At 44.0% G+C, this 10,753-nt stretch carries 10 protein-coding genes; all 10 read left to right on the top strand.

The features are described from left to right. Window positions 1-388: 388 nt before the first annotated feature. The 10 genes from ACYQ2C_RS18260 (at window position 389) to ACYQ2C_RS18215 (ending at window position 10,670) form a co-directional block, all read left to right on the top strand. Window positions 389-1,894 carry a malonate decarboxylase subunit alpha gene (locus tag ACYQ2C_RS18260; protein ID WP_460104597.1) on the top strand — a complete coding sequence of 502 codons (1,506 nt, stop codon included), beginning with the start codon at window positions 389-391 and terminating at the stop codon, window positions 1,892-1,894. A gap of 590 nt (window positions 1,895-2,484) precedes the next feature. Continuing rightward, window positions 2,485-3,081, top strand: coding sequence for a hypothetical protein (locus ACYQ2C_RS18255; protein WP_460104596.1), 597 nt, complete (start codon window positions 2,485-2,487; stop codon window positions 3,079-3,081). Window positions 3,082-3,292: 211 nt separating this feature from the next. Continuing rightward, a complete protein-coding gene (gene iscR, locus ACYQ2C_RS18250; RefSeq protein WP_460104594.1) occupies window positions 3,293-3,778 on the top strand; it encodes a Fe-S cluster assembly transcriptional regulator IscR in 486 nt (161 codons plus the stop codon). A gap of 136 nt (window positions 3,779-3,914) precedes the next feature. After that, window positions 3,915-5,351 (top strand): Fe-S cluster assembly protein SufB, encoded by a 1,437-nt coding sequence (gene sufB / locus ACYQ2C_RS18245; RefSeq protein ID WP_460104592.1) that lies wholly within the window; start codon window positions 3,915-3,917, stop codon window positions 5,349-5,351. A 17-nt stretch (window positions 5,352-5,368) separates the two neighbouring features. Continuing rightward, a complete protein-coding gene (gene sufC / locus ACYQ2C_RS18240; protein WP_460051179.1) occupies window positions 5,369-6,169 on the top strand; it encodes a Fe-S cluster assembly ATPase SufC in 801 nt (266 codons plus the stop codon). Beyond that, on the top strand, window positions 6,166-7,428 hold the full coding sequence (sufD, locus tag ACYQ2C_RS18235) for a Fe-S cluster assembly protein SufD (RefSeq protein WP_460104590.1): 1,263 nt from the start codon (window positions 6,166-6,168) through the stop codon (window positions 7,426-7,428). Before sufC ends, sufD begins: the two co-directional genes overlap by 4 nt. Before the next feature lie 5 nt (window positions 7,429-7,433). After that, the gene (locus tag ACYQ2C_RS18230) at window positions 7,434-8,651 is read left to right on the top strand and encodes an aminotransferase class V-fold PLP-dependent enzyme (RefSeq protein ID WP_460051183.1); all 1,218 of its coding nucleotides are present in this window, start codon (window positions 7,434-7,436) and stop codon (window positions 8,649-8,651) included. Window positions 8,652-8,704: 53 nt separating this feature from the next. Beyond that, entirely contained in the window at window positions 8,705-9,061 is a 357-nt protein-coding gene (locus ACYQ2C_RS18225) for a HesB/IscA family protein (RefSeq protein ID WP_460051185.1), read from the top strand. A gap of 354 nt (window positions 9,062-9,415) precedes the next feature. Further along, window positions 9,416-9,937 carry a putative Fe-S cluster assembly protein SufT gene (gene sufT / locus ACYQ2C_RS18220; protein WP_460104599.1) on the top strand — a complete coding sequence of 174 codons (522 nt, stop codon included), beginning with the start codon at window positions 9,416-9,418 and terminating at the stop codon, window positions 9,935-9,937. Window positions 9,938-10,259: 322 nt separating this feature from the next. Further along, window positions 10,260-10,670, top strand: coding sequence for a SufE family protein (locus tag ACYQ2C_RS18215; RefSeq protein ID WP_460051187.1), 411 nt, complete (start codon window positions 10,260-10,262; stop codon window positions 10,668-10,670). Window positions 10,671-10,753 lie beyond the last annotated feature (83 nt).

Genomic DNA, 10,753 nt, shown 5'->3' with positions numbered 1-10,753 from the left:
CACTTACCGTTCTTGAAATTGGCGACACATCCTTGTGTCGCGAGAAACTCTAGGTTAATCAGAGTTTCCTATATTTATTCGTTGTTGCTAACTTATGACTATAAATTACTTTGTTTTGAAATAGTTTTTCGGTAAATTGCTCACCTACAAAGTAACCGCTAAAATAAATTTGATGGGTTACATTAAAAAACATTCCATGTGCATTTGATACTGTAAAAACGTCACAAATCTATAAAATGAGTAAACAGCTTTAAACCAGTTATTTTTGTGTTACTCAAAAGATGTGCTTTAAGTTTGTGTCTTAGTCCGGTGGTAAGTCCCAGCGATTTCGCAAAAAAATAAAATATTAATTCTAAAATGAAATATAAAAAATAAATTGGAGGCAGAGGTGAAAGTCATTAATTCTAAACAAGCTGCAGAGTTAATTGCTGACGGAGCGACAATCATTCCCGGTGGTTTTGGTAGTTGTGGTCATGGTGATGCATTAACAAAAGCCATTCAAAAACGTTTTTTAGAAACAGGCAAGCCTGAGAAAATTAATTTGCTATTTGCCTCCGGTGCCGGTGATAAGTCTGGAAACGGCCTAGATCGTCTGGCGTATCCGGGATTAGTTAACAGGGCGATTGGTGGTTTTTGGGCGCTAAACCCTAAGCTTACAGAAATGGGACTCTCTGGAGAAATAGAGGCTCACAATTGGCCGCAAGGTGTTATTAGTAATTTATTTAAAGAAATTGCACGTGGTTCATTAGGTTTTATTACCAAAGTAGGAATTAACACTTTTGTCGATCCAGAGGTGGAAGGTGGTTCTTTTAGCCGATTGAAGTCTGATTCTTTGGTAGAAGATGTCTTTATTAAGGAACAACGATTTTTGTTATACCCTGCACAAAAAATTGATGTTGCTTTATTACGTGGTACCAAAGCAGATGAATTAGGTAACATTTCTTTTGAGAACGAAACCGCTTACATGGATTCACTAGCACAAGCACAAGCGGCGAAAAATTGCGGTGGTATTGTTATTGTTCAGGTTAAAGAGATTGTAAAAGCTAAGTCGTTAAACCCTTATTTTGTCAAAATACCCAGTTTTCTTGTTGACTACGTTGTGGTTGCTGATGAAGAAGATCATCCAGAGACCTATGGTCGTGCGGCTGCGAAAAAATTTGTCAACCAAAAACAAAATGCTGCGTTAGAGGTTGTCGATACTGCAAAAGAAATTATTGTTCGCAGAGGTATGAAAGAGTTAAATAAAGCGGGTGGTGGTTGTGTGAATTTAGGCATCGGTATTCCTGCGCTTATCGGTGAGCAAATGCAACACAGTAGTGATAATAAATTTGTGTTGACTATTGAATCTGGCGTTATTGGTGGGAATCCTGAGAGTGATTTATCGTTTGGTGCTTCGCTAAATCCGCAGGCCATTATTGAGCAATCCGAGTTGTTTAATATTTACGACGGCGGTGGTATTGCTATTTCATTTTTGGGATTTGCTCAGGCAGATCAACAAGGTAATGTGTGTGTTAGTCGATTTAATAATCGGGTACCGGGCGCAGGCGGATTTATTAATATTTCGCAATCGGCTCAGGCGCTTTGTTTTTGTGGAACTATGACCGCTGGCGGGCTTGATGTTGCGATTGAAAATGGCAAACTGAAAATCCTACGTGAAGGAAAAACTCGTAAATTTGTTGATGCTGTAGAGCAAATTACTTTTAGCTCCAGTTCTGGTAATTTCTGTTCGCGTTCTGTTTTATTCATTACTGAGCGGGCGGTTTTTCAATTAAAAAATTGTTCACTCGAATTAATTGAAATTGCGCCTGGCATTACTGTAGATGATTTAAAGAAAGTCATGGATTGTGCTTTTTCTGTGTCTAATGAATTAATTGAAATGACATTATCAGATTAGTATCGTTTAGATTTTACAAATTCACTCTTGTCTTCATTTATTTGCGTGTTTTTCTTGGCGGAAAACACGCTTTTTTCTTTTTAGCGGTTCTTCTTTTTTATTCGTAGATTTATTCAGCGGTTTTGTTTCTGGTGTTGGGAATTTCAATTTCTCAATTGGAGTTGGCTAACAGGATATGTGATTTTGGTTTTTATAAATTAAGTAGTTCTAATTCGTTTTTTTCTGCTTGAGACTTTTTGTTAGCTGCTTCTACTATTGTTAGGAAATTCTGATTAGCTCAGAGTTTCTTAGCGACACGTGAGTGTGTCGCCAATTTCGAGAATGGTACGTGATTGAATCATGGCGGCGATAATCCAAGCTTCTGTTAGTCTATTTCGAAGGTTTTTGGACCCTACATCGTTTAGATTCTGTTTTTAGACGTTAAACGAACAGATATATCAATAAGCTAATGGCGATTTAAGGTGTGGTTAATAGTGAGTGGTTTTTATAAAAAACAACGTGTAAATGTTGGGTGTGCGCTTGAGGGTATGTTGAGGATGTTGGTTCGGTCGGCGCTTTTTTGTGTTCTCTGTTTGATGTTCGGCTGCACTGTGTCTCGTGGGCCGATCAATCATTTTTCTTCGCTGACTATTAATACGCAGCAAGAAAAGTTTTCTTATAAAGGAAAGGGCAGCAGCGCTGGCTTTATGTTGATGTCGACCCTTGGGCCTGCCGGTATTGCGGTGGGAATTGCTATAGATGAGGGAATATCGAAAGACATTACTAAAACTGCTTTGGCCGAACGCTCTTTGGATTCTGGTGAGGAAGGTGGTTTTCAGGCATTGCTGGCTGATTATTTCCAAAAAGCGGTGATTGCCACCGCGAATGACGAAGCGTTTTTAAAAACATCCAATGGTGAACAATCATTATTGCATCAATATTTTTTAGATCCCGTCGTTGTACAAACAATCGTAGTTCAACAGGCGGGTTTTTTAGCGGCGCCTAAAGATCAAGAACGCGCCGTGGTGTTGATCGATTTTCAAATCGAGTTATCGCAAGGGCCGCTTTTGATATCGTCTCAAGCTATGTCGGATCAAGCCGAATGGCCATCGGAATCGCTAGATAGACTAAAAGCCGACGCTTCGGCCATTGAATCCCTTTGGGTCCAGAGTTTGGCGATATTGCTGAAAAGCCCTGCGATTAATTAGGTGGCGCTGTTATTTGGAGGTAGTGGCGCTGTTATTTGGAGGTAGTGGCGTTGTTATTTGGAGGTAATTGTGCCGCTTATCTGTGGGTTGGCTGCGTAGCAAATTAACAGAGTAGATTACTCTGCTATTTACTTGACTAATTTTGTCGGAATAATCACAATGGTGCAAAAACCATTCAATATTCCGATACCGTGATTTCTGGGAGTTTGCCATGCGCTTGACCACCAAAGGACGCTACGCCGTGACCGCCATGCTTGATTTGGCGCTGCACAGTAGTGAGGGGCCAATCAGTTTAGCGGGAATCTCTAAGCGCCAAGAGATTTCTTTGTCTTACCTAGAACAATTGTTTTCAAAACTCCGTAAGCAAGATCTTGTTACCAGTGTGCGTGGGCCGGGCGGCGGTTATCGTTTGAGTCGTCATCCTGAACAAATTTTTATTGCCGAGATTGTTGACGCAGTTAATGAATCTATTGATGCAACCAACTGCGGTGGTCTTGGTAATTGTCATAATGGTGAAGTTTGTCTAACACATCATTTGTGGTCAGAGCTAAGCAAACAAATCCACCAGTTCTTGAGTGATATCAGCTTACAAAGCTTGCTTGAGCGTCACACTGAGCAAGAAAACGCCAAAGCAGAACGCAAGGCCGCAGCCCAGGCTCAAGCTGAAGACGATCAAGTGCTTGAAATGTTGGGTTAATGCCCTAATTCACCCCACCTTGGTGTAATTCTCGCAGCTTGCACGGATGTATAATTCCATTGCAGCTGCAAAGCTGTTAAAAAGCGCCTCCAAAAACGCCTTAGAGCGTTGCTTTACCTGATTAGTGAGTTAGTCCATGACAGAAGAAATCGATAAGGCCCTGGCCCGAAAATACGAGGCGGGCTTTGTTTCAGCTATTGAGTCTGAAACATTCCCTCCGGGGCTTGACGAAGAAGTCATTCGGAAAATTTCCGCCATGAAGAATGAACCTCAATGGATGCTGGACTGGCGTCTAAAGGCTTTCGCTGCGTGGCAAGAAATGGAAACTCCCGACTGGGCCCATTTGAATTTTCCTGTGATCAACTACCAAGACATCTCTTATTATTCGGCTCCTAAGAGCATGGCCGATAAGCCAAAAAGTCTTGATGAGGTTGATCCGGAGCTGTTGCGCACCTACGAAAAGTTAGGTATTCCTCTCATTGAACAGCAGATGCTGGCCGGGATTGCCGTCGATGCAGTGTTCGATTCTGTATCGGTTGTGACTACGTTTCGCGATAAGCTCGAAGAGGCTGGTGTTATTTTCTGCCCAATTTCTGAGGCCGTTCATAAGTATCCAGAATTGGTTAAGAAGTATCTCGGAAGTGTAGTTCCGCAAAAAGACAACTACTTTGCCGCTCTAAACTGCGCCGTGTTTACCGATGGTTCATTTGTGTACATTCCTAAGGGTGTGCGTTGTCCAATGGAGCTATCGACCTATTTCCGTATCAACGAACAAAACACCGGACAGTTTGAGCGTACTTTAATTGTTGCCGACGAAGGCAGCTACGTAAGTTATCTTGAAGGTTGTACCGCACCACAACGCGATGAAAACCAGCTGCATGCAGCGGTGGTTGAATTGGTGGCAATGGATAACGCCGAAATTAAATATTCTACGGTGCAAAACTGGTACCCCGGTGACGAAGAAGGTCGCGGTGGTATTTATAACTTTGTGACCAAGCGCGGTATTTGTCACACCAACGCCAAAATCAGTTGGACCCAGGTGGAAACCGGTTCTGCCATTACCTGGAAATACCCAAGTTGCGTACTGAAAGGCGATAACAGTGTGGGCGAGTTCTACTCGGTTGCCCTTACGCGTGGTAAGCAACAAGCCGATACCGGCACAAAGATGATTCACTTGGGTAAGAACACGCGTTCTACCATCATCTCAAAAGGTATTTCCGCCGGTCGTAGTAACAACGCCTATCGTGGTTTGGTTCGTATGAATCCCGGCGCTGATAAGGCGCGTAACTTTACGCAATGTGACTCTTTATTGATCGGTGATCAATGCGGTGCTCATACCTTTCCTTACGTAGAAAGCCGTAACCCAAGCGCGATTGTAGAACACGAAGCAACCACTTCTAAGGTGAGTGATGATCAGTTGTTTTTGTGTCAGCAGCGCGGACTTGATCCTGAAAAAGCCGTCTCGATGATTGTTAACGGTTTTTGTAAAGAAGTTTTTAAAGAGTTACCGATGGAATTTGCGGTAGAAGCCGGCAAATTATTAGAGATCAGTTTAGAAGGCTCGGTAGGTTAATCCAAGGTTTTAAAATTATGACTAGTAAGCAGTTACTTACCGTAAAAGGTTTGCAAGCTAAAGTTGATGAGAAAGACATTCTAAAAGGTTTAGATCTAGACGTTAAGCCCGGAGAAGTGCACGCCATTATGGGTCCCAATGGCGCTGGTAAAAGTACCTTTGGTTACGTGTTGTCTGGTCGCGACGGATACGAAATTACCGGTGGCGAAGTTGTTCTCGACGGTAAAGATATAACCGAAATGGATATTGAAGAACGTGCTCGTGCAGGTTTGTTCTTGGCGTTCCAATATCCGGTTGAGATTCCGGGTGTGAGTAATTTGGAATTCTTAAAGGCTGCCGTAGATGCTCACCGTGAAGCGCAGGGCCTTGAGCCATTAAGCTCAAAAGATTTCTTAAAAGAAGCCCGTGAAGCCAGTAAAAAGGTTAATTTACCGGCCGAATTTTTAAAGCGTGGTGTTAACGAAGGCTTTTCGGGTGGTGAGAAAAAGCGCAACGAAATCATGCAGATGTTGCTGCTAAAACCTAAACTTTGCATCTTGGATGAATCCGATTCCGGTCTTGATATCGACGCCTTACAGGTTGTTGCCGAAGGTGTGAACAGTATGCGCGATGGCGAGCGCAGCTTTATAGTGGTTACTCACTATCAACGATTGCTCGATTACATCAAGCCTGACTACGTACACGTATTGTCAGACGGCAAAATTGTTAAGAGCGGTGATGCGAGCTTAGCACTTGAATTAGAAGCGCAAGGTTACTCTTGGTTAGCCGAAATGCGCGAAGCTGATCCTGAAGAAATGCACCGTGAGGTGAGCGAATGAGTGTCTGGCTAGACCAAGCGCTGGCTCAAGCCGAACTCAGTAATGATTGTCTAGCGGAACATCGTGCAAAATCTCTAGAAGCATTACGTGCCACTCCTTGGCCAACGCGTAAAACCGAAGCGTGGCGCTACACGCCACTGTTGAGCTTAGATAACTCGATTATCGATGAGCCCAATGACAATCTTGATTACCCAAGCTCGCCGGAAGGTGTTGAGCTTATCGAGTTGTTTTTTGTAAACGGTAAACTGCAATCCGACATTAACGTTGCCGTTGAAGGGCTGACCATTGCCTCATTAGACAATCTTAATGACGAGCAACAAGCTGTCGCCAAAATCGTTTGTCAAAGCGCGAAACCTTCTCGCCATTTGTTTGGCATGATTAACGACGTGCTCGCCAAACAAGGTGTGTTGATTTCCGTTGCTGATGGTTCTGACATCAAACCTATTATTCGTTTGGTACACCTTCAAAACGGTGGCCAAAGTCACGTGCGTCATCTCATCAAATTAGGGCAGAGTGCTAAGATTTCTGTCATTGAAGAGTATCGCGGTGAGCAGAGCTTTGTGGCGACAAGTTTTAGCGAGTTTGATCTTGGTGACGACGCGGTTTTAAATCATTACCGATTTGGCTTGCAAACCGGCGCCGCAAAAGCATTGGCTGGTTGTCATTTTAACTTGGCGAATCGTTCGCAAATGCACTCAACCTTGGTGTCGTTTGGTTCGGTATTGTCGCGTTTAGATGTTGATATCAACCATGCCGGTGAACATGCTCTAGCCACACAAAATGCGATTTATCTGTTGGCCGATAAAGAATTGTTCGACTTGCATTCCAACGTAGAACACATGCAGCCACACGGTACTACCGAAGAAAACGTGCGCGGCATTATTGGCGATAGTGCCAAAGCGGTGTTCAACGGTCGCATTCATATTCACCGTTATGCGCAAAAAACACTGGCTGAACTGAATAACCGTAACTTGTTACTCACGCCAAAAGCCGAGATCAATACCAAGCCTGAGCTTGAAATCTATGCCGACGATGTTAAGTGTGCCCATGGCGCAACGGTTGCCGAGCTTGATAATAAGGCGCTCTATTACTTGCGGTCGCGTGGTGTAAGCGAGCAAGACGCACGTATTATGCTGAACTTTGGCTTTATCAATGAGTTGATTGAGCAGATGCCAGCGCAGCCGTTGTGTGAATGGTTACAAGGTGAGTTGCGCACTCGATTTGGTGCTTTGCGAACTCAGCTTTCGGTAGAGGGGTGAAGACAGTGAGCTTTGACGTTAACCAAGTTCGCGCTCAATTTCCGATTCTTGCTCGCAAAATTGACGATAACCCGCTGGTTTATCTCGACAATGCTGCAACTACACAAAAACCGCAATGCGTAATCGATGCGTTGGTGGAGTATTACACGCAGTACAACGCCAATGTGCATCGCGGTGCCCATCGCCTTGCCGATGAAGCCACCAAAAAATTTGAAGCCGCCCGTGATGTGGTTGCCGAATTCATTAACGCCAATAAGCGCGAAGAAATCGTCTGGACCTCCGGCACAACCGAGTCCATTAACCTGGTCAGTCACGGTCTTGCGCAGTATTTGCAACCGGGCGAGCAGGTGGTTGTTACCGAAATGGAACACCACGCTGATCTGGTCACCTGGCAGCAAGCCTGTGCCAAAAGCGGCGCTAAGTTAGTAGTTGTGCCCATTAACGATGAAGGCGAGTTAGATCTTGTTGCCTTCGACACGGCACTTGGGCAAAAAACCCGTTTGGTAGCGTTTCCACATGTTTCTAATGCCTTGGGAACGGTAAATCCAATCGCGTTGCTTACCAGAATTGCCAAAGAAGCAGGCGCCTGGGTAATGATCGATGGTGCTCAAGGCATTGCTCATGAGTCGGTGGATGTGCAAGCGTTGGGTTGTGATTTTTACGCGTTTTCTGCCCACAAACTCTACGGCCCAATGGGCATGGGTGTTCTTTGGGGGCGTGAAGAATTACTCAAAGATTGGCCAGTTTGGAAAACCGGTGGCGAAATGATCGCGACCGTGACTTACCAATCGGCTACTTGGAATCAGCTGCCTTATAAATTTGAAGCCGGCACACCCAACGTAGGTGGTGCTATTGCTACCGCGCGTGCCATTCAATGGTTGTCTGAGTTTAACTTTGCTGAGGTGCAAGCCCACGAAGCTGCATTGCTGCGAGCAGCCACCGATCGCGCCATGGATTTTCAAGGTTTGCGAATTATTGGTAGTGCCGAACACAAAGCCGGCGTTCTGAGTTTTGTGATGGATGCGGGTCATCCGGCGGACATTGGTTTTCTGCTTGATCGACAAGGTATCGCCATACGTACCGGGCACCACTGTGCCGAGCCTTTGATGAATCGTTTAGGTGTGCCTGGCACCGCGCGTGCGTCTTTCGCCATTTATAACACCTTGGATGAAGTTGAGGCCCTGTTTGATGGCCTGAAAAAAGTCCAAATGATGCTTGAATAGCCAATCGTTAACTCAATAATGGTTGGAAGCATTTTCCCTTTAACGGAGCTTGTATGACTGTTTCTACATTTGATCCCACTGCGAGCCCAGTATCAGTTACTGACCGCGCTTTGCGTTACTTCCATCGCAACGCTGAGCGTGACGGTGGCAACTTGATTCGTTTGTCAGTGAAAACCAGTGGCTGTTCTGGCTACGCTTACGTATTAGATTTTGTACAAAACGCTAAAGATTCTGACCAAGTGATTCCGCTTGATGGCTCGTTAAATCTTGCCGTTGATAAAGAAGCGGTAAAGGTTGTGCGTGGTACCGAGATCGATTTAGTCACCGAAGGCTTAAACCAAGTCATTAAATTCAACAATCCCAATGTGGTCGCTGAATGCGGATGCGGCGAAAGTTTCAGCGTTAATTGATTTCTAAGGCAGTGCAAAACAAGTGCTGCCTTAACTCTCTATCAAATTGTTTTACCAAATTCCTCAGTACGTATTTTCAGTCTTTTGCTTTCATAAAGTATTTTCAAGGTTAGAATACGCGCCGCGACATTTCTGTCACCATCTTGTTAAGGAAGCTCTGGTTAACCTAGAGTTTCTCGCGACACAAGGATGTGTCGCCAATTTCAGGAACTTTACGTAATAGAAATTGTGAAGAAATTGGAAATCGCATTTTCAATTTCTGTCCTCTGATTAAATCATGGATGAGTTAATCAGAGATTCCTTAACAGTCACCTTTCCAGACCGTAGTTAAAGGAGTGGATCTTGGAACAAAAAATGGTAGTCACCGGCCGTGAATGCCCCGCCCGCAGAGTGCCTTCGGGCGAACCTACAACTATTCCTCCCGGTCAATTTATCACCATCAACCAGTCACTGGGTGGCAACTACACGGTGACTTGGGCTGGCAACATGTTACGCATTGATGGCACCGATGCTGATGCCATTGGTCAAGAACCCGAAGTCTTATCGTTTCCTGAACCTGAAGGCGATCAAATTATTGAAGACCAAGTTTGGCAGGCTTTGAAAAGCGTCTTCGATCCAGAAATTCCCATCGACCTTGTTGAGCTTGGTCTAATCTACAAGGTAGTAATTGAACAAGACTCAAAAGCCGTTAACATTGCCATGACATTAACCGCGCCCGGTTGCGGTATGGGGCCGGTGTTGATCAGCGACGTGAAGTATCGCGTGGCGAAAGTGCCGAACGTTGAACAGGTCAATGTCGAGCTGGTTTTTGATCCGCCATGGTCGCGAGAAATGATGAGCGAAGAAGCGCAACTTGAAGCGGGATTGTTTTTTTAATCTCTGAGAAGTTTTAGTGAATTTTGAGTGCCAATGTAACAAGCGCTCAAAACTGCTTGTGTTGAATGCGATCAAATATTTTTGTCATCACGATTAATAAGTTCCGCGCAACACAAGTACTTAAAACAAGACTCAAACATTATCGGCAGTTAAAAGCTGAATTTAATAGTTATAGGAACTTGCGGTTAATTCACTCCTGATTTAAGCGGAGTTTTCTATAAAAAATTCTGATGAGTTTATTGCTAATTTAATCAGAATTTTTACCGAATTGGGGTGGTAAGCCCTAAATAAAATCTCACCAAATAACTGATTGAATTAAGTTATGTCTGATTTAAATACCGATGAAATTATTGATGATTTAGGCTTTTTCGACGATTGGGAAGAGCGTTACAAATACATTATTGACTTGGGCCGTGAACTCGAAACCATGCCCGATGCTCTAAAAACTACTGATCGGCTTGTTAAAGGTTGTCAAAGTAATGTGTGGTTAGAAACACAAGTTAACGACGGCATTTTTCACTTTTTAGTCGATAGCGATGCCGTTATTGTGCGTGGTTTGCTTGCTCTTGTGCTTGCAGCGTTTAACCGTAAATCGGCACAAGCAATTCTTGATTTTGATATCGACAATTATTTTGGTCAACTTGATTTAGAGCGTCACCTAAGCCCAACACGCGGTAACGGTTTGCGAGCCATTGTGGCAAAAATAAAGGCCACGGCTGCCGCTGCTGTTTAGGATATAACTTATAGGAACCTCTGATTAACTCATCCATGATTTAATCAGAGGACAGAAATTGAAAATGCGATTTCCAATTTCTT

It is taken from the genome of Sessilibacter sp. MAH3 (genome assembly GCF_054658275.1).
Note: the sequence above shows the minus strand (reverse complement) of the source record. Positions and strands in the feature narration are given on the sequence as shown.